Source organism: Pseudomonas sp. Irchel 3E13, assembly GCF_900187455.1.
GTDB lineage: Bacteria > Pseudomonadota > Gammaproteobacteria > Pseudomonadales > Pseudomonadaceae > Aquipseudomonas.
Window position 1 is genome coordinate 211,234 of the sequence record NZ_FYDX01000007.1, and the last position, 24,133, is coordinate 235,366.

Sequence of the window (24,133 nt, forward strand, 5' to 3'; positions counted from 1 at the left end):
CAGTCTTTCCAGCCTGGTTGCACGAATTCTCTGCCTATGTCCCTGCGCACACTCTCCTGCGCGGCCCTGCTCGGGCTGTGCCTGTCTCTCTCCTTCGCCTTCGCGGCGGAGCCACCCACCACCGCCAGCGTCCAGCACAGCCTCGACAAGATCGCCGAGCGCAAACTGCCGGAGGCCGACCAGAAAGCGCTGCAACAGGTGCTCGAACAGACCCTGTCGCTTCTGGCCAGCAAGGACGACTACGACAAGCGCCTGACCGCGCTCAAGCAGCAACTGGCCGACGCACCGAAGCAGACCGCCGAGAACCAGCGCGAACTGGCCAGGCTGCTGGCCAGCAAGTCGGTCCCGGTGGCCCAGCGCTACGCCGCGATGAGCGTGCCGCAGCTGGAACAGGTGCTCTCCGAGCGCACCACCGAGCAAGGTGAACTGCAAAAGGCGCTGTCCGAAGCCAACAGCCTGATCATCAATTCCCAGACCCGCCCCGAGCGCGCCCAGGCCGAGATCAGCAACAACCAGACCCGCAGCCAGCAGATCAACACCAGTCTCAAGCTCGGCAAGGAAGGTGGTAAAGCCCTCTCCGCCGACCAACGCAATCAGCTCAATGCCGAGCTGGCTTCGCTCAATGCCCTGACCCTGCTGCGCCGCCAGGAACTGGCCGGCAACAGCCTGCTGCAAGACCTCGGCAACAGCCAGCACGACCTGCTGATCGAACGCGCCGCGCGCATGGAACAGGAAATCCAGGACCTGCAGACGCTGATCAACGAGAAGCGCCTGGCCCAGTCGCAGCAGACCGTCACTGAGCAGTCGATCGAGGCGCAGAAGGCCGGCGGCAGCACGCTGCTGGCGACGGAAAGCGCCGCCAACCTGAAGCTCTCCGACTACCTGCTGCGCAGCACCGACCGCCTCAACGAGCTGACCCAACAGAACCTCCAGGCCAAGCAGCAACTGGACAGCCTGACCCAGGCCGACCAGGCCCTCGACGAGCAGATCAGCGTGCTCAAGGGCAGCCTGCTGCTGTCGAAGATCCTCTACAAACAGAAGCAGGCGCTGCCGCACCTCAAGCTCGACCGCGACCTGGCCGACCAGATCGCCGACATCCGCCTCTACCAGTTCGAGGTCAACCAGCAGCGCGAACAGATCAGCACGCCGAGCCAGTACGTCGACAAACTGCTGGAAAACCAGCCGGCCGAACAGGTCACGCCGAACCTGCGCAAGGCCCTGCTGGAAGTCGCGATCACCCGCTCCGACCTGCTGGAACGGCTGAACCGCGAACTGAGCGCGCTGCTCAACGAATCCATCACCCTGCAACTGAACCAGAAGCAACTGCTGAGCACCGCGCAGAACCTGCGCGCCACCCTCGACGAGCAGATGTTCTGGATTCCCAGCAACAAGCCGCTGGACCTGGAATGGCTGCGCAGCGTCCCCGAGCGCCTGCAAAAACAGGTGGTGAGCCTGCCGTGGGGCGCCGGGATCAACGAACTGGCCGACGGCCTGCTGCAACGCCCGCTGCTGTTCCTGCCGTTGCTGCTGCTGATCGGCGCGCTGCTCTGGCGGCGCAAATACCTGTATCAGCAACTGAGCAAGGTCCACGGCGACGTCGGCCACTTCAAGCGCGACAGCCAATGGCATACGCCCCAGGCAATCCTGATCAACATCCTCCTGGCGCTGCCGGTCAGCCTGTTCCTGGCGCTGTGCGGCTACGCGCTGCAGATCGACGCCCGTGGCCAGAACGCCAACCTCGGCGCCGCGCTCTGGCAGATCGCCCAGGCCTGGCTGGTGTTCTACACCGCCTATCGGGTGCTGGCCCCGGGCGGCGTCGCCGAGCTGCATTTCCGCTGGGAAAAACCGCAGGTCGAGTTCCTGCGTAGCTGGATTCGCCGCCTCGGCACCGTGGTCCTGGCCCTGGTCGGCGTGGTGGCGGTGGCCGAGCACCAGCCGTCGGCGCTGGCCGATGACGTGCTGGGCATCGGCGTCGTACTGACCTGCTACGCACTGATGGCCTGGCTGCTCAGCCGCCTGCTGCTGAGCAGCCCGACCCACCGCAACACCTCGCTGTTCCGCAAGGCCGTGGGCGTGGCGTTCACCGCACTGCCGATCGCGCTGTTCGTCGCCGTGTGCTTCGGCTACTACTACACCGCGCTGAAACTCACCGACCGGCTGATCGACACCCTGTACCTGCTGATGTTCTGGCTGGTGATCGAAGCCGCCTTCGTCCGCGGTCTCGCCGTGGCGGCGCGGCGCCTGGCCTACCAGCGGGCGCTGAGCAAGCGCCAGGCGGTCAAGGAAGGCCTGGACGGCGAAGTGGTGGTGGAAGAACCGACCCTGGACATCGAACAGGTGAACCAGCAGTCGCTGCGCCTGATCCGCCTGGCCCTGCTCGGCGGCTTCCTCGCCGCGCTGTACTGGGTCTGGGCCGACCTGATCAGCGTGTTCGCCTACCTCGACAACATCACCCTGTACGAATACACCAGCGGCACCGGCGCGAGCATGAGCATGGTGCCAATCAGCCTCGGCGACCTGATCGGCGCCCTGGTCATCATCGGCATCACCATCGCCCTGGCCGGCAACCTGCCGGGGCTGCTGGAAGTGTTGGTGCTGTCACGCCTGAACCTGGCGCAAGGCAGCGCCTACGCCACCACCACCCTGCTCTCCTACGTGATTGCCGGGGTTGGTTTCGTCTCGACCCTGTCGGCCCTCGGCGTGAGCTGGGACAAACTGCAATGGCTGGTGGCCGCGCTGTCGGTGGGCCTGGGCTTCGGCATGCAGGAGATCTTCGCCAACTTCATCTCCGGCATCATGATCCTGTTCGAGCGCCCGGTACGGATCGGCGACACCATCACCATCGGCAACCTGTCGGGCACGGTGAGCAAGATCCGCATCCGCGCCACCACCATCACCGACTTCGACCGCAAGGACATCATCGTCCCGAACAAGACCTTCATCACCGGCCAGTTGATCAACTGGTCGCTGACCGACACGGTCACCCGGGTGACCCTCAAGCTCGGCGTCGACTACGGTTCGGACCTGGACCTGGTGCGCACCCTGCTGTTGCAGGCGGCCAATGAAAACCCGCGGGTGCTCAAGGAGCCGGCGCCGATCGTCTACTTCCTCAACTTCGGCGAAAGCACCCTGGACCACGAACTGCGCATGCACGTGCGTGACCTCGGCGACCGCAACCCGGTGCTGGACGAGATCAACCGCTACATCAACAAAGAGTTCAAGCGCCAGCACATCAACATCTCGTTCCGCCAGATGGAGATCTACCTGAAGAACACCCAGGGCCAGGAGTACAAGCTGGTCCCGACCGAAGCCAAGGAAAAAACCATCCTGCCGCCACCGGAAAACCACGACGGCGCGGCGGACAACAAGCCCGCCTGACTGGACGCCAACGGCCATACCCTTGCAGAATGCTCAGGTTTTCCCAAGGAGATGGCCGTTGAAAGCCCTCGACGAACTGACCTTCGACAATCGCTTCGCCCGCCTGGGCGATGCGTTCTCCACCTCGGTGCTGCCCGAGCCGCTGGACGACCCGCAATTGGTGGTCGTCAGCGAGGCCGCCATGGCCCTGCTCGACCTCGAACCCACCGAGGCCCATTCCCCCGTCTTCGCCGAAATCTTCAGCGGCCACAAGCTGTGGTCCGAAGCCGAGCCGCGGGCGATGGTTTATTCCGGCCACCAGTTCGGCTCCTATAACCCGCGCCTGGGTGACGGGCGCGGGCTGTTGCTCGGTGAAGTGCGCAACGACGCCGGCGACACCTGGGACCTGCACCTCAAAGGCGCCGGCCAGACACCGTACTCGCGCATGGGCGACGGCCGCGCGGTGCTGCGTTCGTCGATCCGCGAGTTCCTCGCCTCCGAAGCGCTGTACGCGCTGGGCATCCCCAGCAGCCGGGCCTTGTGCGTGATCGGTTCGAGCACCCCGGTGTGGCGCGAAACCAAGGAAAGCGCGGCCATGCTGCTGCGCATGGCACCGAGCCATATCCGCTTCGGCCACTTCGAATACTTCTACTACACCCGCCAGTCGGAGCAGCAGCGCATCCTCGCCGAGCACGTGCTGAACCTGCATTTCCCGGAATGCCGCGACGCGGACGAGCCTTACCTGGCGATGTTCCGCACCATCGTCGAACGCAACGCCGAACTGACTGCCAAGTGGCAGGCCTACGGCTTCTGCCATGGCGTGATGAACACCGACAACATGTCGATCCTCGGCATCACCTTCGACTTCGGCCCGTTCGCCTTCCTCGATGATTTCGACGCCGGCTTCATCTGCAACCACTCCGACGACCAGGGCCGCTACAGCTACAGCAACCAGGTGCCGGTCGCCCACTGGAACCTCAGCGCGCTGGCCCAGGCGCTGACGCCGTTCATCAGCGTCGAGGCGTTGCAGGAAAGCCTTGGGTTGTTCCTGCCGCTGTACGAAGCGCACTACCTCGACCTGATGCGCCGCCGCCTCGGCCTGACCACGGCGGAAGATGACGACAAGGTGCTGATCCAGCGCCTGCTGAGCCTGATGCAGCCCGGCGCGGTGGATTACACGCTGTTCTTCCGCAAGCTGGGTGACCAGCCGGTGGAACAGGCGCTGAACGTGGTGCGGGATGATTTCATTGATTTGGCGGGCTTTGATGGCTGGTCGGCGGATTACCTGGCCCGCGTGGCGCGGGAACCCGATAACGCCAGCGGGCGGCGCGAGCGGATGCATGCCGTGAACCCGCTGTACATCCTGCGCAACTACCTGGCGCAGCGCGCCATCGAAGCGGCGCAGGGCGGGGATTTCTCGGAAGTGCGGCGGCTGCATGAAGTGCTGACCCGGCCGTTCGAGGAACAACCGGGGATGGAAGCCTATGCCGAGCGGCCGCCGGAGTGGGGCAAGCATCTGGAGATCAGTTGTTCTTCCTGAGCTAGCGCCGACCGCACATCGCGACGGTTCGGCGCCCCGACAAGCTCGCTCCTACAAACCTGCGCCCCTGCGCCATCCGCAAATCGCGAGCAAGCTCGCTCCTACAGGTCACACCAGCTCAGAATCCTGTAGGAGCGAGCTCGCTCGCGATCGATCTTCAGGACAAAACAGCTCTCAAGCGTTCTCCTCAAGCAACGAATGCAACTCAACAAACTGCTGAGTCAGCTTATGCCGTGGCTCAAGGTGAATCAGCGGCAGATTGGCCTCATGTGACTCACGCATCTTCACCGAGCTATTGAGGTACACCGGCAACACCGGCAAGCCCTCGGCCAGCAGCTCATCAAGCATCTGCTGCGGCAGGCTCGCACGGGGCTGGAACTGGTTGACCACGATCCCCTCGACCTGCAGGTCTTCGTTGTGGTCTTCCTTCAGCTCTTCGATTTCCGCCAGCAGCCCATACAGCGCCTGGCGCGAGAAGCTGTCGCAGTCGAAGGGAATCAACACGCGGTCGGCAGCAATCAGCGCGGACACCGCATAAAAGTTCAGCGCAGGCGGGGTATCCAGGTAGATCCGGTCGTAATCCTCGGCCAGCTCATCGAGCAACTTACGCAGCTTGTTGATCTTGTGCTTGGCCTCAAGCTTGGGCTGCAAGTCGGCCAGCTCCGCGGTAGCGGTAACCACGTGCAGGTTGTCGAACGGCGTTTCGTAGATATCGACCTTGTTCTTCTTGGCAAACGGCCCGGAAGACAGGGTCTGCTTGAAGAAGTCGGCAATCCCCATGGGAATGTCGTCGCCGGTGAGGCCGGTGAGGTACTGGGTGGAGTTGGCCTGGGCATCCAGGTCGATCAGCAGGGTCCGATAGCCTTCATTGGCACTCACCGCCGCGAGATTGCAGGCGATGCTGGACTTGCCCACGCCACCTTTCTGATTGAACACCACGCGCCGCATGGAAAGACCTCCGTGTATCAGGGAATGTCCGAGTATGTGATTCCGCCACCGACTTGACCAGCGCTGTGACGCTCAAGAATCGGGGTAGCCGACCGACAACCCGATACCACCGCCTGTCGGGAAAGCCCCGCGCCCGGAAATACCACGGGCAAGCTGGGGTCTGACGGTCCCAGTCAAGCCATTTTATTTGACAGTTTGTTTGCTACGAACCCACTGCACCCGGATAATGCGCGGCACTCGGCGATAGTGTCGCCCCTGCTGGCTGTTGCTCCGAGTCCCCCCTCGGCAAGGAAGTCCCTCAGGGCGAGAATCAACACCGTGATCAATTTCAATATCAGCCAGTGGCGCGCTTGGGCGCCGGGCCTTCAAACGGTGGGCGACTGGCAGCAATGGAGCCAGGGCGCCAGCATCGCCGATGACGGCGAACAAGCACCCGACGTGTCGTTCCTGCCGGCCATGCAGCGCCGTCGCCTCAGCCGCCTGGCACGCATGGCGTTCGCCGTGGGCTGGCCGCTGGCCGAGGGCCTGGACGACCTGCCGCTGGTCTTCGTCTCCCGCCATGGCGAGACACCCCGCACCTTCGACATCCTCAGCGACCTCGCCAACGGCGAACCACTGTCGCCCACCCAGTTCAGCCTGTCAGTGCACAACGCCGTGATCGGCCTGTGGTCGATCCTGCGCGGCGAACGCAGCGAGATGAGCGCCATCGCCGCAGCCGACGACGGTTTCGAGCAGGGCGTGCTGGAAGCCGCCGGCCTGCTGCACGACGGCGCGCCCGCCGTGCTGCTGATCGTGGCCGAAGAAACACCGCCCGAAGCCTATCGCCCGTGGATCACCGATGTGCCGTTCGCCTACGCCGTCGGCCTGCTGCTGACCCCGGGCGACGACTGGAGCCTGTCCCTGGCCCCGCCATCGGGCAGCGCCGGCGTCGCCGAACCTCACGCCTTGAGCTGGCTGCGCAGCCGGCTCGATGACCAGTCCGCTTTCCAACACTCGCTGAAGGGCCGCACATGGAACTGGCAACGCAAGGCCTGAGCCGTCCGAAGGACGCCTACCTCTGGCGCCTCGTCGCCACCGCCATCAGCTTCCTGCTGTTCGGCGTCGGCGGGCTGTGCCTGCGCTTGCTGGTGTTTCCGCTGCTGGCCTGCCTGCCCGGTGACAGCGTCCGCCACCGGCAACGCGCGCGCCACACCATAAGCTGGCTGTTCTGGCGATTCATCCGGTTCATGGCCGCCTGCGGCGTGCTCACCTATGAAGTCAGCGGCGCGGAAAAGCTCGGCCGCCCCGGCCAGATGATCATCGCCAACCATCCGTCGCTGATCGACGTGGTGTTCCTCATCGGCCTGGTGCGCCAGGCCAACTGCGTGGTCAAGCAGAGCCTGTTCCAGAACCCGTGCACCCGCGGCCCGGTGTCCTCGGCGCAGTACATCAGCAACGACGGCAGCATGGACATGCTCGACGCCGCGGTCGGCGCCCTGCAAAGCGGCCAGACCCTGATCATCTTCCCCGAAGGCACCCGCACCGTGCCCGGCGAGGCCCCGGCCTTCCACCGTGGCGCCGCGGCCATCGCCCTGCGCGGTGCGCAATTCATTACCCCGGTCACCATCCGGGTCAGCCCCAGCACCCTGACCAAGGCCGAGCCCTGGTACCGGATACCGCCGCGCCGGGTGCACTTCAGCCTGCGCGTCGGCGCCGATATCGCCATCCAGGATTTCGCCAGCCAAGGCCCGGCACCCCAGGCCTCGCGCAAACTCAACGACCATCTGCACCAGTACTTCATCAAGGAGCTCGCCGAAGATGAGCGATCCAACCCACCTGAACAATGACATCAAGCTGTTGATCATCGAGGCCCTCGGCCTGGAAGACATCAGCGCCGCAGACATCGGCGACGACCAGACGCTGTTCGGCGAAGGCCTCGGCCTGGATTCGGTCGACGCCCTCGAACTGGGCCTGGCCATCCAGAAGCGCTATGGCATCAAGATCGACGCCGACGCCAAGGACACCCGCAACCATTTCACCAGCGTGGCCAGCCTTGCGGCTTTCGTCACCGCCAAACAGGCAGCCTGAGACCGCACCATGCAAACTCGCGAAGACATCTTCAACATCCTGCGCGACGCGCTGGTCGAACTGTTCGAACTGGACGCCGCGCGCATCACCCTGGACGCCAACCTGTACCAGGACCTGGAAATCGACAGCATCGACGCCGTCGACCTGATCGACCACATCAAGCGCCAGACCGGCAAGAAAATCGCCGCCGAAGAGTTCAAGGCCGTGCGCACCGTCAACGACGTGGTCGAAGCCGTGTACCGCCTGGTCGCCCAGGAAGCATGAAGCGCCTGATCGGCCTCGGGCTGGTCCTGGCCGGTCTGCTTTATCCGTTCGCGGTGCATTTCGGCATGGAGCATTTCGCCCCGTGGCAGTTCGGCCTGCTGTTGGGCGGACTGTGGCTGGCGCGGGCGCTGACCCAGCCGAACAACCAGGGCGGACGCTGGATGGCCCTGGTGGCGATCGGTTTCTGTGTGCTGCTGGCGGTGCTGGACGACCCGGCGCTGCTGCGCTGGTACCCGGTGCTGGTCAGCGCGTTCATGCTGGTCCTGTTCGGCCTGAGCCTGAAATTCGGGCCGCCGATCGTCGAGCGCCTGGCGCGCCTGACCGACCCGCAGCTTCCGGACATCGCCATCCGCTACACCCGCCGGGTGACCTGGGTGTGGAGCGGCTTCTTCCTGGCCAACGGCCTGGTCGCCGCGGCGCTGACCCTGTGGGCGCCGCTGAGCTGGTGGACCCTGTACAACGGCCTGATCGCCTACGGCTTGATGGGCCTGCTGTTCGCCATTGAATGGCTGATAAGACAACGTGTGCGAGGACGCTCATGAAATGGATCAACCTTGAGCGACTGTTGCTGCCGGCTGACGCCGCGCGGCCAGTCACCTTCGCCCCGGCGCTGGATCACGCCGACCTGACGGGACACGCCCTGCAACTGGCCGCGGGCCTGCAACGCCGGGGCATTCGCCAGGTCGCCGTGCACCTTGAAGACGCCGCGCAACTCGCCGTGGCCTTGCTCGGTGCCTGGCGCGCCGGGGTCCGGGTCTTGCTGCCCGCGGACTTGCAGGCGCAGACCCGCCAACGCTGGGCCGAACAGGTCGACCTGTGGATCAGCGAGCAGGACCACAGCCCGCAATCGCTGTTCGACACCCCGCTGGCGCCGGCCGAACTGGACCTGCGCGACTGCCATGTCAGCCTGTGCACCTCCGGCTCCAGCGGTGAACCCAAGCGCATCGACAAGCAGCTGCGCCAACTGGCCGCCGAAGTGCGGGTGCTGGAAGACCTCTGGGGCGCCGACCTCGGCCCGGCCTGCATCATCGGCAGCGTCGCCACCCAGCACATCTACGGTTTGCTGTTCCGCGTGCTCTGGCCGCTGTGCGCTGGTCGTCCGTTCGTGCGCCGGCAACTGCCGTTCCCCGAAGACCTGCAACGCGCCAGCCGCGAGCACCCGGCGTTCGCCTGGGTCGCCAGCCCGGCGCTGCTCAAACGCATGGGCGACAACCTCGACTGGCCGGCGCTGAGCCCGGTGCGCCGGGTGTTTTCCTCCGGTGGCGAACTCACCGCCAGCGCCGCGCAGGCCTTGCAGGAGCGCCTCGGGCAACGGCCGACGGAAATCCTCGGCAGCTCGGAAACCGGCGGTATCGCCTGGCGCCAGGACGACAGCCTGTGGCAGCCGTTCGCCGGGATCCACCTGAGCCAGAGCGACGAAGGCGCGCTGCGTATCGAGTCGCCCTACCTGCCCGAAGGCCATGTGGAACAGAGCGCCGACGCCGTGTCGTTCGACGCACGCGGGCACTTCCGCCTGCTTGGCCGGCTGGACCGCATCGTCAAACTGGAAGAAAAACGCATCGCCCTGCCGACCTTGGAACAGGCGTTGCTGGAACACCCGTGGGTCGAAGACACCCGCCTGGGCATGATCCAGGAACGCCGGGCCTTCCTCGGCGCGCTGGTGCAACTCAGCGCCGCCGGCCTGCACGCCTTGCGCAACCAAGGCCGGCGCACCGTCACCGAAACCCTGCGTGCGCACCTCGTCCCGCACTGCGAAGCCCTGGCCTTGCCGCGGCGCTGGCGGCTGCTGCGACAACTGCCCTACACCGCCCAGGGCAAACTGCCCCAGGCCACGGTCGATGCGCTGTTGCAGGCGCCGCGGCCACACGGGCCGGACGTGCTGTCGCAAGAGCAGCAGGGCGACGAAACCCACCTGCACCTGGCGATCTCCGGCGACCTGGTGTACTTCAACGGCCATTTCCCGCAGACCCCGGTGCTGCCCGGTGTGGTCCAGGTCGATTGGGCCATCGCCCTCGGCCAGGCACTGCTGGACCGGCCACGGCACTTCGCCGGGATGGAAGTGCTGAAGTTCCAGCAACTGGTGCGCCCCGGCGATCGCTTGCTGCTGACCCTGCGTTTCGACGCCGAACGCGGCAAGCTCTACTTCGCCTACAGCAACGCCGGCGCGCCGTGCTCCAGCGGCCGGATCCTGCTGGAGGCCAGCGATGCATAAGCCCTGCGCGGTGATCCCGGTCTACAACCACGAAGGCGCGGTGCCGGCGGTGGTCGCCGACTTGCGCGCCGCCGGCCTGCCCTGCGTGCTGGTGGACGACGCCAGCAGCCCGGCCTGCGCCCGCGTGCTGCAACAGCTCGCCGAGCAGGATCAGGTGTTTCTGGTCAGCCTGACCGTCAATCAGGGCAAGGGCGGCGCGGTCATGGCCGGCCTGCGTGAAGCGGCGCGGCTGGGCTTCAGCCACGCCCTGCAGGTGGACGCCGACGGCCAGCACGACCTGGCCGATGTCAGCCACTTTCTCGAACAGTCCCGCGCCCATCCCGAAGCGCTGATCTGTGGCTATCCGCAGTACGACGAAAGCGTGCCGAAAGGCCGCTTGTACGCGCGCTACCTGACCCACGTGTGGGTGTGGATCAACAGCCTGTCGCTGCGCATTCCCGATTCGATGTGCGGCTTTCGCGTCTACCCGCTGCCGCCGGTGCTGGCCCTGATCAACGCGGTCAGCCTTGGCCGGCGCATGGACTTCGACCCGGAAATCCTCGTCCGCCTGGTGTGGCGCAACCAGCCGATGCGCTGGTTGCCGACCAAGGTCCATTACCCGCAAGACGGCCTCTCGCATTTCCGCCTGTTCCACGACAACGCGCTGATCTCGAAAATGCACACCAAGCTGTTCTTCGGCATGCTCCTGCGCGCGCCGGTCATTCTCTGGCGGCGGTGGCGGGCATGAGCGAGCGACACTGGGCCGCCCACGAAGAACGCGGCAGCTTCCTGCTGATGAAGCTCACCGCCTTCGGCGTCAAGCTGCTGGGCCGGCGGCTGCTCAGCCCGATTCTCTACGGCATCGTCCTGTACTTCTTCCTGTTCGGCCGCCGCGCCCGCCACAGCGCCTGGCAATACCAGCAGCGCCTGGCGCAGTGGAGCGGCCAGCCAGAACTGCGGCCCAGCCATCGTCGGGTGTTCGGCCAGTTCATGGCCTTCGCCGATGCCCTGCTGGACAAGCTGGACGTATGGAACGGCCGCCTCGGCCTGGAGCAGATCGAGATCGTCGACCCCGGCAACCTGCGCAGCCAGTTGCGCGCCGAGCGCGGGCAGATGCTGGTGGGCGCGCACCTGGGCAATCTCGAAGTGTGCCGGGCGCTCGCCGAACTGGGCGAACAGGTGACCATGAACGTGCTGGTTCACACCAAACACGCCGAGCGCTTCAACCGCCTGCTGGGCGAAGCCGGGGCGACCAACCTGCGGCTGATCCAGGTCAGCGAGCTGGACCCGGCGATCATGCTGCAATTGAGCCAGCGCCTGGAACGCGGCGAGTGGCTGGCGATTGCCGGCGACCGCGTGCCGCTGCATGGCGGGCGCACCGTCACGGTGGATTTCCTCGGCCATCCGGCGCCCTTCCCGCAAGGCCCATGGCTGCTGGCCGGCCTGCTCAAATGCCAGACGAACCTGTTCTTCTGCCTGAAGCGCGATGGCCGTTACCAAGTGATCCTCGAACCCTTCGCCCCGGCCATCGAATGGCGCCGTGGCCAGCGCGATCAAGTGATCGCCGACTGGGCCGGACGCTACGCCGACCGCCTTGGCCACTATTGCCTGCAAGCGCCTCGGCAATGGTTCAACTTCTACCCTTTCTGGAAGACCGATGACGATGTATCCGCATGAGCCTGTAACGTTCGGCGAGTCGCCGCTTTCAATCGAAGACATCCAGGCCGTGAGCCAGCGCCAGGCCGAATCGCGCCTGCAGGCCGACGCCGACTACCGCGCGCGGATCGCCCGTGGTGCGCAGTTCCTCGACACCCTGCTGGACAAGGAAGGCGTGATCTACGGCGTGACCACCGGCTACGGCGATTCCTGCGTGGTGGCCGTGCCGCTGGAACACGTCGAGGCGCTGCCACGCCACCTCTACACGTTCCATGGCTGCGGACTGGGCCGCCTGCTGGACGCCCCGGCGACCCGCGCCGTGCTCGCCGCCCGCTTGCAGTCGCTGTGCCACGGCGTGTCCGGGGTGCGCATCGAACTGCTGGAACGCCTGCAGGCGTTTCTCGCCCACGACATCCTGCCGCTGATCCCGGAAGAAGGCTCGGTGGGCGCCAGCGGCGACCTGACGCCGCTGTCGTATGTCGCCGCGACGCTCTCCGGCGAGCGCGAAGTGCTGTTCCGCGGCGAGCGCCGCCTGGCCGCGGACGTGCACCGCGAGCTGGGCTGGGCGCCGCTGGTGCTGCGCCCGAAAGAAGCCCTGGCGCTGATGAACGGCACCGCGGTGATGACCGGCCTGGCCTGCCAGGCCTTCGCCCGCGCCGACTACCTGCTCAAACTGGCGACCCGCATCACCGCGCTCAACGTGGTCGCCTTGCAAGGCAACCCGGAGCACTTCGACGAGCGCCTGTTCGCCGCCAAGCCGCACCCGGGCCAGATGCAAGTGGCCGCCTGGATTCGCCAGGACCTCGCCATCGACGCGCCGACCGCGCCGCTGCACCGCCTGCAAGACCGCTACTCGCTGCGCTGCGCGCCGCATGTGCTGGGCGTGCTGGCCGACTCGCTGGGCTGGCTGCGCGGCTTCATCGAAACCGAACTGAACAGCGCCAACGACAACCCGATCATCGACGCCGAAGCCGAGCGCGTCCTGCACGGCGGGCACTTCTATGGCGGGCACATCGCCTTCGCCATGGACAGCCTGAAAAACCTGGTGGCCAACGTCGCCGACCTGCTCGACCGTCAGCTCGCCCTGCTGGTGGACGTGCGCTACAACCACGGCCTGCCGAGCAACCTGTCCGGCGCCAGCGCCGAGCGCGCCATGCTCAACCACGGCTTCAAGGCCGTGCAGATCGGCGCCAGCGCCTGGACCGCCGAGGCGCTGAAAAACACCATGCCGGCCAGCGTGTTCTCGCGCTCCACCGAGTGCCATAACCAGGACAAGGTGAGCATGGGCACCATCGCCGCCCGCGATGCGCTGCGGGTGCTGGAACTGACCGAACAGGTCGCCGCCGCCACCCTGCTGGCCGCCAACCAGGGCGTCTGGCTGCGCGGTCGCGAAGCCGATGCCCGCGACCTGCCGCCCGCGCTGGCGGCGATGCACGACCAACTGCTCGGCGACTTCGCCCCGGTGACCGAGGACCGCGCGCTGGAAAGTGACCTGCGCCTGTGCCTGCAACGCATCGCCGCACAACACTGGAGGCTGCATGCGTAGTCAGGGAGTCCTGCACGTCGACACCGAAGTGCTGGTGCCGTTCTTCGACGTCGACAGCATGCTGGTGGTCTGGCACGGGCATTACGTCAAATACCTGGAAGTGGCGCGCTGCGCCCTGCTCGACCACCTCGGCCACAACTACCAGCAGATGCTCGCCTCGGGCTACGCCTGGCCGGTGATCGACCTGCAACTGCGCTACGTGCGCGGCGCGGTGTTCGGCCAGCGCCTGAACGTGCGCGCCAGCCTGGTGGAGTGGGAAAACCGGCTGAAGATCAACTACCTGATCAGCGACGCCGCCACCGGCGAGCGCATGACCCGCGCCAGCTCGGTGCAGGTCGCGGTGCATATCGAAAGCCGCGAGATGCAACTGGCCTCGCCGCAAGTGATGCTCGACGCCGTGAACAAGGTGCTGTCATGAAGCCGCTGCTGCGAAGCCTGCTCTGCCTCGGCCTGCTGACCGCCAGTGCGCTGGCCCAGGCGTTCGACCTGAACGACCTGCGCACGCAATTGAGCGCGCCGGAAGTGATCAAGGGCGAGTTCATCCAGGAAAAACACCTGCGCGCCCTGCCCCAGCCGCTGCTGAGCAAGGGCCGCTTCGTCCTGGCCCGCGACCACGGCCTGCTGTGGCTGCTGCAGACGCCGCTGCAACAGGATTACCGGCTCAACGCCAAGGGCATCGCCCGCCGCGATGCGTCCGGCTGGCAAATGCTGCCGACGCGCACCGCCGGCACCGAGCAGAACAAGCTGTTCTTCGCCGTGCTGCAAGGCGACAGCAGCGGCCTGGAGCGGGATTTCGAGCTGAGCCTGCAAGGCGACGCGCAGCACTGGCAACTGCGGCTGGTGCCGAAGTCGCTGCTGATCAAGCAGATCTTCAACCAGATCGACATCGACGGCGGCCGCTACGTCGAGCGCATCCAGTTGCAGGAGACTCAGGGCGACAGCACGGTGCTGCGCATGCCCTCGAGCGCCAGCGCCAGCCTGACCGACGCGGAGCGCCACGACCTTGTCGACTGAGCGCCTGCTGCCGCGACTGTTTCTGCTGATCCTCTGCACCGTCCTGCTGCTGGCGGGCTGGCAGTGGCATCGCGGCGCGCCGCTGTCCGCCGACCTGATGAGCCTGGTCCCCGGCGCCACCGAAGACCCGCTGGTCAAACGCGCCGAGCAGCGCATGCAGGAACCGCTGAACCGCGAGATGCTGGTGCTGGTCGGTCATCCCGAACGCGATAAAGCCATCGCCCTCGCCACGCAATTGGGCGAGCACTGGCAGGCCAGCGGCCTGTTCGAAAAGGTCCAGTGGAGTTTGCAGACCGACCTCGCCGCGCTGCGTGCGCAATTGCTGCAAGGCCGTCTGGCGATGCTCGCGGCGGCGGACCGGCGCACGCTGGTGGAAGCGCCACAGACCTTTATCCAACAGCGCGTGCAAAGCCTGTTCGACCCCTTTTCCGGCTTCAGCCTGGTGCCGAGCCAAGACGACTGGCTCGGCCTGACCGGGCGTATCCAGAACAGCCAGCCGCGCCCGGCGGCGGTCCAGTTCGATACCGCCAGCGGCAGCCTGATCGCCGAGGCCGACGGCCAGCACTGGGTGTTGCTGCGTGCCCGCACCCAAGGCAACGCCTTCGACATGCAACTGCCGTTGCAGGTGGCCGGGCTGCTCGCCGACGGTCGCCACCGCGCCGACCAGCACGGCGCCCGGCTGATCGCCGCCAGCGGCCTGCTCTACGCCGCCGACGGCCAGCAGCAGGCGCAGCGCGAAATGACCTGGGTCGGTGGCGGCGCCACGCTGGGCATCATTCTGCTGTTGCTGCTGGCGTTCCGTCGGCCACGGGCGCTGCTGGCCTTCGTCCCGGTGCTGGTGGGCATGCTGTTCGGCGCCACCGCCTGCGTCGCCCTGTTCGGCCAGATGCATGTGATGACCCTCGTCCTCGGCTCCAGCCTGATCGGCGTGGCGGTGGATTACCCGCTGCACTACCTGTCGAAAAGCTGGAGCCTGCGCCCCTGGCACAGTTGGCCCGCGGTGCGGCTGACCCTGCCGGGCATGAGCCTGAGCCTGGCCACCAGTTGCATCGGCTACCTGGCGCTGGCATTCACGCCGTTCCCGGCGCTGACCCAGATTGCCGCCTTTTCCGCCGCCGGCCTGATCGGCGCCTACCTGAGCGCGGTGTGCCTGCTGCCGGCGCTGCTCAACGGCGTCGAGCTGCAACCGGCGCAATGGCCGCTGACCCTCGCCACCGCGCTGGTCAACCTGCGCGAAGCACTTCTGCGCCGGGTGCCGAGCCCGGCCCTGCTCGGCCTGTTGCTGCTGTTCTGCCTCGGCGGCCTGTGGCACCTGGACACCCGCAACGACATCCGCCAGTGGGTCGGCAGCTCGCCGCGTCTGCTGGAAGAGGCCAAGGACGTCGCGCGCATCACCGGCTACCAACCCACCAGCCAGTTCTATCTGGTGCGCGGCGCCGACCAGGGCCAGTTGCTGTCGCGCTTGCAGGCACTAGGCACGCGCCTTGACCAACAAGTCCAGGCCGGCACGCTGAAGGGTTACATGGCGCTCAGCCAGGCCATCGCCAGCCCCGCCGATCAGCAACAGGTGCGCGACGCGCTGGCCCGCCTGCCCGAACACTGGCAGCCGCTGCTGGACGTCGGCGTGCCGCCCGCCACGCTGGAAAACGAACTGAAAAACCTGCAAGCCCTGCCGACGCTGGATATCGATCAGGTCCTGGCCGGTCCGCTGGGCGAAGCCTGGCGTCCGCTCTGGCTGGGTGCCGACGACCAGGGCATGGCGGCCATCGTCAGCCTTCAGGGCCTGAGCGATCCGGCCCTGCTGCGCGAGCAAGTCGTGGACCTCGATGGCGTGCAACTGGTGGACCGCCTCGGCGACCTCAACCGCCTGTTCGCCGCGACCCAGATCAGCGCCGCCGAGTTGAAGCTGTTGTCCTGCGTGCTGATCGCCCTGCTGCTGATTCTGCCGTTCGGTTTCGGCGGCGCCCTGCGCATCGTCGCCCTGCCGCTGCTGGCGGCGCTGTGCAGCCTGGCCAGCCTCGGCTGGCTGGGCCAGCCGCTGACCCTGTTCAGCCTGTTCGGCCTGTTGCTGGTCACCGCCATCAGCGTCGATTACTCGATCCTCATGCACGAGCACATCGGCGGCAGCGCCGTCAGCCTGCTCGGCACCCTGCTGGCGGCCACCACCACCTGGCTGTCGTTCGGCCTGCTGGCGGTGTCGAGCACGCCGGCGGTGAGCAATTTCGGCCTGGCCGTGAGCCTCGGCCTGGCCTTCAGTTTCGTATTGGCCCCTTGGGCCGCCAGCCGCCACAGGGAAACGTCGGCATGACCATTCTGCTGTTCTGGGCCCTGGCCCTGTTGCTGTTCCTGATCGCCAGCGAGATTGGCCGGCGCCTGGGCCTGATCAGCATCGTCAGCCAGTTGCTGCTGGCGACCCTCGGCCTGCCGCTGCTGATGCTGTTCTGGGTCGAGCCGAACTGGCAGCTCAGCGGCGCGGAACTGGTCGCGCCCGGCTGGCTGAAAACCCTCTACGGCATGAGCTTCGCCCTGCTGCTGGGGCACATCCTCTCGGATGTGGTGGAGCTGAAATTCGACCGGCAGAGCCTGAAGATCGCCCTGCCCAGTTTCCTCGTGCCTTTCGCCTGCGGCCTGGCCTGCGGCGCGTGGCTGCTGCCCGAACAGCCGTGGCTGACTTCGCTCGCCCTCGGCCTGGTCTTCGCCATCACCGCCATTCCGGTGCTGTACCTGTACCTGAGCAATATCGACTACCCGCCCGCCGCCACGCGCCGGCTGATGCAGGCGGCGATCATGATCGACGTGGTCTGCTGGCTGCTGTTCGGCCTGGGCAAGGGCAGCCTGCAACCGCTGAGCCTGATCCTGCCGCTGCTCGGCGCCTGCCTGCCGTTGCCGCTGTACGCCCTCGGCCTGCGCCGGCCCGGGTTCTACGGGCTGCTGTTCCTGGCCCTGCTTTTCGTCGCCGAGCACTACCGCCTCAACGCGCTGATCTTCGGCATCGGTTACCTGTGCTGCCTGGCCTGGCTCAAATTGCCGCTGCGCATGCCGCTGCCGGCGCGGTGGATCAAGCGCCTGCAAAACGGCGTGGCGATTCCGCTGATCCTCACCTTCGGCATCATCCAGATTGACATCCATCACGTCCTGCAAGGCTTCAATGCGGTACATCTGGCCGCCCTGCTCTTGCTGCCGATCGTCAGCAAACTGCTGGGCAACTGGCTCGGCCTGGGCTGGGCGGGACCTTCGTTCGAGGGCGCGAGCAAGTGGCGGGAAACCCTGCTGCTGAACATTCGCGGCCTCAGCGAAATCGTCTTTCTCAACCTGCTCCTGCAACAGCAGTTGATCAGCCCGGCGCTGTACTTCGCGCTGATGCTGATGAGCCTGGTCGCCACACTCATGCCCGCCATCGCCGGGCTGCACCGCATTCCTCTCAAGACTATCCCGACGGCAAGGAGGCCTTATGCCGAACACTGAACTGCAACAACGCCAGGTCCTGATCATCGGCGCCGGCCCGTCCGGCGCGATCGCCGCCGCCCTGCTCAAGCGCCAGGGCCATGACGTGCTGATCATCGAGCGCCAGCGTTTCCCGCGTTTCTCCATCGGCGAAAGCCTGCTGTCGCACTGCCTCGATTTCGTCGAGGAAGCCGGCATGCTCGACGCCCTCGAAGCGGCCGGGTTCCAGCGCAAGAATGGCGCGGCCTTCGCCTGGGGCGACGAGTACAGCGCCTTCGATTTCGGCCAGACCTTCTCTCGCGGCAAGCCGACCACCTTCCAGGTGCAACGCGCGCGCTTCGACCAGTTGCTGGCCGACCAGGCCGCCCTGCAAGGCGTGGAAATCCGCTACGAAGAAGAAATCATCGCCGCGGACTTCGAGCGCGAGCAGCCGCACCTGAGCGTCCGTCGCCTGGACGGCAGCGAGTACCGCGTCGAGGCGCAGTTCGTCCTCGATGCCAGCGGCTACGGCCGCGTGCTGCCGCGCCTATTGGACCTCGAAGCGCCGTCCAGCTTCCCGGTGCGCCAGGCGGTGTTCACCCATATCGAAGACCGCATCGACCACCCAGGCTTCGACCGCGAGAAGATCCTCATCACCACCCACCCCGAGCACCGCGACATCTGGTTCTGGACCATCCCGTTCAGCGACGGTCGCTGCTCCCTCGGCGTGGTCGCCGCCGCCGAGCATTTCGCCAATGCGCCGAGCGACCTGGATGACTGCCTGAAAGGCTTCGTCGCACAGACCCCAAGCCTGTCCAAAGTGCTGGCCAACGCCGTCTGGGACACCCCGGCGCGGACCATCGGCGGCTACTCGGCCAACGTCAAGACGCTGCACGGCAAAGGCTTCGCCCTGCTGGGCAACGCCGCCGAGTTCCTCGACCCGGTGTTCTCCTCCGGGGTGACCATCGCCATGCGTTCGGCGAGCATGGCCGCGGCCGTGCTGCACCGTCAGTTGCAGGGCGAGGCGGTGGACTGGGAAAGCGAGTTCGCCACCCCGCTGAAACGCGGCGTGGACACCTTCCGCGCCTATGTCGAGGGCTGGTACAACGGCGGCTTCCAGGACGTGATCTACCACCCGGGCAGTTCCGACGAGATCCGCGCCATGATCAGCTCGATCCTCGCCGGCTACGCCTGGGACCAGAAGAACCCCTTCGTCAGCGAACCCAAGCGGCGCCTGCGCATGCTTGCCGAGGTCTGCGCAAGGACGGCGGCATGAGCGAACAACCGTTCTTCAGCGACAAGTACGTCGAGGAAACCCGCTTCGGCTTCTGGTTCCTGCGCAGCCACACCTGGCAGCACCATGTGCTGCGGGTGGCGATCAACGACCTGCGCACGCTGTTCGATCAAGAGCCGCCCAAGGCGCCGGTGCTGCTGGACGTCGGCTGCGGCCAGGGCCGGTCGTTCCGCCGCCTCAACGAAGTGTTCGCGCCCGGCCAATTGCAAGGCACCGACGCCGACCCGCACAGCCTCGAACTGAGCCAGGCCGAGGCCCGCCGCCTGGGCCTGGACGTGGAGCTGCGCGGCAGTGACTGCGCGGCGCTGCAATTCGCCGACGCCAGTGTCGATATCCTGTTCTGCCACCAGACGTTCCATCACCTGGTCGAACAGGAAAAAGCCCTCGCCGAGTTCTGGCGCGTGCTCAAGCCCGGTGGCTATCTGCTGTTCGCCGAGTCCACCGAGGCGTACATCGACACCTGGGTGATCCGCTGGCTGTTCCGCCATCCGATGCATGTGCAAAAGAGCGCCGAAGGGTACCTGCAGATGCTCCGCGACCAGGGCTTCGCGTTCACCCCGCGCAACGTCTCCTACCCGTACCTGTGGTGGAGCCGCTCCAGCGACTTCGGCCTGCTCGAACGCACCGGCCTGCGCAAGCCGCCGCCCTTTGGTCAGCGCGAGGAAACCCTGGTCAACGTGGTGGCGCGCAAACCGCTGAACCCGGAAGCGCCGGCCTCATGAAACGCCTGTTGCCGTTTCTCGTCCTGAGCGTCTGCCTGTTGCTCGGCGCCTGCGCCAGCACCGCGCCGCTGCCCGAACCGTTGCCGCCACTGGCGCTGCCGATGCAGTTGCATGTGCAGCGCGAACAGGCCGGGGAACGGCAGGACTGGTTGCTGGTGATCCAGCGCGAAGACCAGCGCCTGCGCTGGTCGTTGATGGATTTACTGGGCATTCCCCAAGCGCGGCAATTGCTCGATCAGGGCACCTGGCAGGCCGACGGCCTGCTGCCGCCCAACCCAGCCGCCCGTGAATTGTTCGCCGCGCTATTGTTCGCCCTGACCCCGGCCGATCAACTGCAACGCCTCTATCCCGCTGCGCGCCAGCAAGACACGCAGCGTTGGCTGGGCGAACGCTGGCGGGTCGACTATCGACAAGCCGACGACTTCACCTTGAACCTTGGGCAGGGCCTGCGTTATCTAGTCAGCCCCCTGCCCCGCGAGAACACGCCATGACCGCTTATCTGAATGCCCTGGGCCTGGTCTGTGCCCTCGGCCGCGATCAGGCTGAAGTCGCCCGCCGCCTGTTCGCCGGCGACTGCTCCGGCCTGCGCGAGGCCGATGGCTGGGTGGCCGGACGGCGCATCCCGGTAGCGGCGGTGCCCGGCGAACTGCCCGTGCTGCCGGCGCATCTGGCGCACCAGCAAAGTCGCAACAACCAACTGCTGTACGCCGCGTGCCTGCAGATCGAAGCGCCGCTGCGCGAGGCGATCGAGCGCTTTGGTGCGCTGCGGGTTGGCGTGGTGCTCGGCACCAGCACCTCCGGGATCGAAGAAGCCAGCCAGGGCATCGCCCAGCACCTGCGCGAGCAGCATTTCCCGCCGAGCTACGACTACGCCCAGCAGCAACTCGGCGCACCGGCCGCCTTCCTCGCCAACTGGCTGGAATTGAGCGGCCCGGCCTATGTCATTTCCACCGCCTGCACCTCCGGCGCCCGGGCCCTGATGAGCGCCCGCCGCCTGCTCGACCTGGGCCTGTGCGACGCGGTGATCTGCGGCGGCGTCGACAGCCTGTGCAAGCTGACCCTCAACGGCTTCAGCGCCCTGGAGGCGGTCAGCGCACAACGCTGCAACCCGTTCTCGGTCAACCGTGACGGCATCAATATCGGCGAAGGCGCGGCGGTGTTCCTGATGACCCGCGACGCCAATGCGACGGGGACCACGGTCGCCTTGCTCGGCGCCGGCGCCAGTTCCGACGCCCACCATATTTCCGCGCCCGACCCCGAAGGCGCCGGCGCCTTGCAGGCGATGCGCAAGGCGCTGGAAAATGCCCGCCTGGAACCCGCGCGGATCGATTACCTGAACCTGCACGGCACCGCCACCCGGCATAACGACGCCATGGAAAGCCTGGCGGTCAACGCCCTGTTCGGCGAGCGCCTGCCCTGCTCGTCGAGCAAGCCCATGACCGGCCACACCCTCGGCGCCGCGGGCGCGCTGGAAGCGGCGTTCTGCTGGCTGGCGCTGGCCGCCGACAACCGCGAAGGCCGCTTGCCGCCGCACGTCTGGGACGGCGCGCGCGACCCGCAACTGGCGCCGCTGAACCTGCTCGGTGGCGACCAGCGCCTGCCGCTGCAAGGGCCGCGGCACCTGATGAGCAACTCGTTCGCCTTCGGTGGCAACAACGTCAGCCTGATTCTCGGAGACACCCCATGATTGCCTGGCCACTGGCCGAACTGCTGCCCCATGCCGGCGACATGATCCTCATCGACGGGATCGAGTCGTTCGACGAGGAGCAGATCCACGCCCACGTCACCGTCCGCCCCGGCGGCCTGTTCAATCGCCCGGACGGCAGCCTGCCGGCCTGGGTCGGCATTGAACTGATGGCCCAGACCGTAGCCGCCTATGCCGGCTGCCGCGCGCGCCAGCAGGGCAAGCCGGTGGAGCTGGGCTTTTTGCTCGGCACCCGCAAGTTCCAGTGCGACGTCGAGCATTTCCCCGCCGATTCGCACCTGCGCATCCACGCCCAACGCTCGCTGGAAGACGAGAACGGCATGGGCGTGTTCGAGTGCCATCTGCACGGCCCTGGCATTTACGCCACGGCCCGCCTGAACGTTTTTCGCCCGCCACAGGCCGCCACGTACCTGGCCGAGGCGGGCTCCGAGGAGTCTCCGCAATGACTGACACCATCCTGGTCACCGGCTCCAGCCGTGGCATCGGCCGGGCCATCGCCCTGCGCCTGGCCCGCGCCGGCCACGACCTGGTTCTGCACTGCCGCAGCGGCCGCGCCGAAGCCGAGGCCGTCGCCGAGGAAGTCCGCGCCCTTGGCCAGCAGGCCCGCGTGCTGCAGTTCGACGTCGCCGACCGCGCCGCCTGCGCCGCCATTCTCAACGACGACGTGGAAACCCACGGCGCCTACTACGGCGTGGTGTGCAATGCCGGACTGACCCGCGACGGCGCCTTCCCGGCGCTGACCGAGGACGACTGGGACCAAGTGCTGCGGACCAACCTCGACGGTTTCTACAACGTCCTGCACCCACTGATGATGCCGATGATTCGCCGCCGCGCGCCGGGCCGTATCGTCTGCATCACCTCGGTGTCCGGGCTGATTGGCAACCGCGGCCAGGTCAACTACAGCGCCTCCAAGGCCGGCGTGATCGGCGCCGCCAAGGCCCTCGCCATCGAGCTGGGCAAACGCCGTATCACCGTCAACTGCGTGGCGCCGGGGCTGATCGACACGGCGATGCTGGACGAGCACGTGCCGGTCGATGAACTGCTGAAAATGATCCCGGCGCAGCGCATGGGCACCCCGGAAGAAGTCGCCGGCGCGGTGAATTTCCTTATGTCGGCGGAAGCCGCCTACATCACCCGCCAGGTCCTGGCGGTCAACGGAGGCTTGTGCTGATGAAACGCGTGGTCGTCACCGGCATGGCCGGTATCACCTCACTGGGCAGCGACTGGCCGACCATCGCCGCCAACTTCGCCGCCAATCGCAGCGGCATCCGCCGCATGGACGAGTGGGACCGTTTCGAAGAGCTCAACACCCGCCTGGCCGGGCCGGTGGATGATTTCGCCGTCCCCGCCAACTGGACCCGCAAGCAGTTGCGCAGCATGGGTCGCGTCTCGCGCATGGCCGTGGCGGCGTCGCAGAACGCGCTGCGCGACGCCGGCCTGCTCGACGACCCGTCGATCCGCGACGGGCGCATGGGCGTGGCCTGCGGCTCGTCCACCGGCAGCACCGAGGACATCAAGGCGTTCGGCAACATGCTGCTCAACTCGGTGGCCGAGGGCCTTAACGCCAACTCCTACGTGCGCATGATGCCGCACACCACGGCGGCCAATATCAGCATCTTCTTCGGCCTGACCGGGCGCCTGATCCCGACGTCCAGCGCCTGCACCAGTGGCAGCCAGGGCATCGGCTACGCCTACGAGGCGATCAAGTTCGGCCGCCTGCCCATGATGCTCGCCGGCGGCGCCGAGGAACTGTGCCCGACCGAGGCCATGGTCTTCGACGCGCTCTACGCCACCAGCCTGAAAAACGACGCCCCGCAGACCACCCCGAGCCCGTACGACAGCGGTCGTGACGGCCTGGTGATCGGCGAAGGCGCCGGCATGCTGGTGCTGGAAGAGCTGGAACACGCCCTCGCGCGCGGCGCGCACATCTACGCCGAGATCGTCGGCTTCGGCAGCAACGCCGACGGCCAGCACACCACCCGCCCGGAGCAGGTGACCATGCGCCGGGCGATGGAACTGGCCCTGGAAGATGCCGCGCTGGCGCCCGAGGTGATCGGCTACGTCAACGGCCACGGCACTGCCACCGAACAGGGCGACATCGCCGAAACCCTGGCCACCAGTAGCCTGTTCGGCCCACGAATGCCGATCAGCTCACAGAAAAGCTTCCTCGGTCACACCCTGGGCGCTTGCGGCGCACTGGAGGCGTGGTTCAGCATCGAAATGATGAACAGCGACCGTTATGTGCACACCCTGAACCTGGAAACCGTCGACCCGCGCTGTGGCGAACTGGATTATCTGTGTGGCGAGTTCCGCGCGATGAGCCATGGTTATGTCATGAGCAACAATTTCGCCTTTGGCGGGGTCAATACCTCGCTGATTTTCCGTCGCTGGTCCTGAACACCTGAC

23 protein-coding genes are annotated in these 24,133 nt (G+C 66.6%); 22 read left to right on the plus strand and 1 reads right to left on the minus strand.

Going from position 1 to position 24,133, the window contains the following annotated elements; translation table 11 throughout:
- The first annotated feature begins 36 nt into the window (after positions 1-36).
- Positions 37-3,378, plus strand: coding sequence for a mechanosensitive channel MscK (mscK, locus tag CKW37_RS13930; protein WP_095156288.1), 3,342 nt, complete (start codon positions 37-39; stop codon positions 3,376-3,378).
- Positions 3,379-3,436: 58 nt separating this feature from the next.
- Complete coding sequence (selO, locus tag CKW37_RS13935) at positions 3,437-4,897, plus strand: protein adenylyltransferase SelO (protein ID WP_095156289.1); 1,461 nt, start codon at positions 3,437-3,439, stop codon at positions 4,895-4,897.
- A gap of 174 nt (positions 4,898-5,071) precedes the next feature.
- Here the strand turns inward: selO and CKW37_RS13940 are convergent, their stop codons facing one another.
- Positions 5,072-5,845, minus strand: a complete 774-nt coding sequence (locus CKW37_RS13940) for a ParA family protein (RefSeq protein ID WP_095156290.1) — start codon at positions 5,843-5,845, stop codon at positions 5,072-5,074.
- A gap of 318 nt (positions 5,846-6,163) precedes the next feature.
- Between CKW37_RS13940 and CKW37_RS13945 the strand changes: the two genes are divergently transcribed.
- Genes CKW37_RS13945 through CKW37_RS14040 form a run of 20 tightly spaced genes read left to right on the plus strand, consistent with a single transcriptional unit; the run spans position 6,164 to position 24,124 of the window.
- Positions 6,164-6,880 (plus strand): beta-ketoacyl synthase chain length factor, encoded by a 717-nt coding sequence (locus CKW37_RS13945; RefSeq protein WP_095156291.1) that lies wholly within the window; start codon positions 6,164-6,166, stop codon positions 6,878-6,880.
- Positions 6,856-7,671 carry a 1-acyl-sn-glycerol-3-phosphate acyltransferase gene (locus tag CKW37_RS13950; protein WP_095156292.1) on the plus strand — a complete coding sequence of 272 codons (816 nt, stop codon included), beginning with the start codon at positions 6,856-6,858 and terminating at the stop codon, positions 7,669-7,671. Before CKW37_RS13945 ends, CKW37_RS13950 begins: the two co-directional genes overlap by 25 nt.
- Positions 7,643-7,912, plus strand: a complete 270-nt coding sequence (locus CKW37_RS13955; protein WP_095156293.1) for a phosphopantetheine-binding protein — start codon at positions 7,643-7,645, stop codon at positions 7,910-7,912. The genes CKW37_RS13950 and CKW37_RS13955 overlap by 29 nt, the downstream gene beginning before the upstream one ends.
- A 9-nt stretch (positions 7,913-7,921) precedes the next feature.
- Positions 7,922-8,176, plus strand: coding sequence for an acyl carrier protein (locus tag CKW37_RS13960; protein ID WP_095156294.1), 255 nt, complete (start codon positions 7,922-7,924; stop codon positions 8,174-8,176).
- Positions 8,173-8,718, plus strand: a complete 546-nt coding sequence (locus CKW37_RS13965; RefSeq protein ID WP_095156295.1) for a hypothetical protein — start codon at positions 8,173-8,175, stop codon at positions 8,716-8,718. Before CKW37_RS13960 ends, CKW37_RS13965 begins: the two co-directional genes overlap by 4 nt.
- Positions 8,715-10,388, plus strand: a complete 1,674-nt coding sequence (locus CKW37_RS13970) for an acyl-CoA synthetase family protein (protein WP_095156296.1) — start codon at positions 8,715-8,717, stop codon at positions 10,386-10,388. Before CKW37_RS13965 ends, CKW37_RS13970 begins: the two co-directional genes overlap by 4 nt.
- A complete protein-coding gene (locus CKW37_RS13975) occupies positions 10,381-11,115 on the plus strand; it encodes a glycosyltransferase family 2 protein (RefSeq protein WP_095156297.1) in 735 nt (244 codons plus the stop codon). Before CKW37_RS13970 ends, CKW37_RS13975 begins: the two co-directional genes overlap by 8 nt.
- Positions 11,112-12,044, plus strand: a complete 933-nt coding sequence (locus tag CKW37_RS13980; RefSeq protein WP_095156298.1) for a glycosyl transferase — start codon at positions 11,112-11,114, stop codon at positions 12,042-12,044. The genes CKW37_RS13975 and CKW37_RS13980 overlap by 4 nt, the downstream gene beginning before the upstream one ends.
- Positions 12,025-13,569: a histidine ammonia-lyase gene (gene hutH, locus CKW37_RS13985; protein WP_371864288.1), complete on the plus strand. Its 1,545-nt coding sequence runs from the start codon at positions 12,025-12,027 to the stop codon at positions 13,567-13,569. Before CKW37_RS13980 ends, hutH begins: the two co-directional genes overlap by 20 nt.
- On the plus strand, positions 13,562-13,987 hold the full coding sequence (locus tag CKW37_RS13990; protein WP_095156300.1) for a thioesterase family protein: 426 nt from the start codon (positions 13,562-13,564) through the stop codon (positions 13,985-13,987). Before hutH ends, CKW37_RS13990 begins: the two co-directional genes overlap by 8 nt.
- Entirely contained in the window at positions 13,984-14,583 is a 600-nt protein-coding gene (locus CKW37_RS13995; protein WP_095156301.1) for an outer membrane lipoprotein carrier protein LolA, read from the plus strand. Before CKW37_RS13990 ends, CKW37_RS13995 begins: the two co-directional genes overlap by 4 nt.
- Entirely contained in the window at positions 14,573-16,891 is a 2,319-nt protein-coding gene (locus tag CKW37_RS14000; RefSeq protein WP_095156302.1) for an MMPL family transporter, read from the plus strand. The genes CKW37_RS13995 and CKW37_RS14000 overlap by 11 nt, the downstream gene beginning before the upstream one ends.
- Positions 16,888-18,048 carry a sodium:proton antiporter gene (locus tag CKW37_RS14005; RefSeq protein WP_095156303.1) on the plus strand — a complete coding sequence of 387 codons (1,161 nt, stop codon included), beginning with the start codon at positions 16,888-16,890 and terminating at the stop codon, positions 18,046-18,048. Before CKW37_RS14000 ends, CKW37_RS14005 begins: the two co-directional genes overlap by 4 nt.
- Entirely contained in the window at positions 18,035-19,282 is a 1,248-nt protein-coding gene (locus CKW37_RS14010; protein ID WP_095156304.1) for an NAD(P)/FAD-dependent oxidoreductase, read from the plus strand. The genes CKW37_RS14005 and CKW37_RS14010 overlap by 14 nt, the downstream gene beginning before the upstream one ends.
- Positions 19,279-20,022 (plus strand): class I SAM-dependent methyltransferase, encoded by a 744-nt coding sequence (locus CKW37_RS14015; RefSeq protein ID WP_095156305.1) that lies wholly within the window; start codon positions 19,279-19,281, stop codon positions 20,020-20,022. Before CKW37_RS14010 ends, CKW37_RS14015 begins: the two co-directional genes overlap by 4 nt.
- On the plus strand, positions 20,019-20,513 hold the full coding sequence (locus CKW37_RS14020; protein ID WP_177454422.1) for a hypothetical protein: 495 nt from the start codon (positions 20,019-20,021) through the stop codon (positions 20,511-20,513). The genes CKW37_RS14015 and CKW37_RS14020 overlap by 4 nt, the downstream gene beginning before the upstream one ends.
- The gene (locus CKW37_RS14025) at positions 20,510-21,709 is read left to right on the plus strand and encodes a beta-ketoacyl-[acyl-carrier-protein] synthase family protein (RefSeq protein WP_095156306.1); all 1,200 of its coding nucleotides are present in this window, start codon (positions 20,510-20,512) and stop codon (positions 21,707-21,709) included. The genes CKW37_RS14020 and CKW37_RS14025 overlap by 4 nt, the downstream gene beginning before the upstream one ends.
- On the plus strand, positions 21,706-22,173 hold the full coding sequence (locus CKW37_RS14030; RefSeq protein WP_095156307.1) for a hotdog family protein: 468 nt from the start codon (positions 21,706-21,708) through the stop codon (positions 22,171-22,173). Before CKW37_RS14025 ends, CKW37_RS14030 begins: the two co-directional genes overlap by 4 nt.
- The gene (gene fabG / locus CKW37_RS14035; RefSeq protein WP_095156308.1) at positions 22,170-22,898 is read left to right on the plus strand and encodes a 3-oxoacyl-ACP reductase FabG; all 729 of its coding nucleotides are present in this window, start codon (positions 22,170-22,172) and stop codon (positions 22,896-22,898) included. The genes CKW37_RS14030 and fabG overlap by 4 nt, the downstream gene beginning before the upstream one ends.
- Positions 22,898-24,124, plus strand: a complete 1,227-nt coding sequence (locus CKW37_RS14040) for a beta-ketoacyl-ACP synthase (protein WP_095156309.1) — start codon at positions 22,898-22,900, stop codon at positions 24,122-24,124. The genes fabG and CKW37_RS14040 overlap by 1 nt, the downstream gene beginning before the upstream one ends.
- The last annotated feature ends 9 nt before the right edge of the window (positions 24,125-24,133 follow it).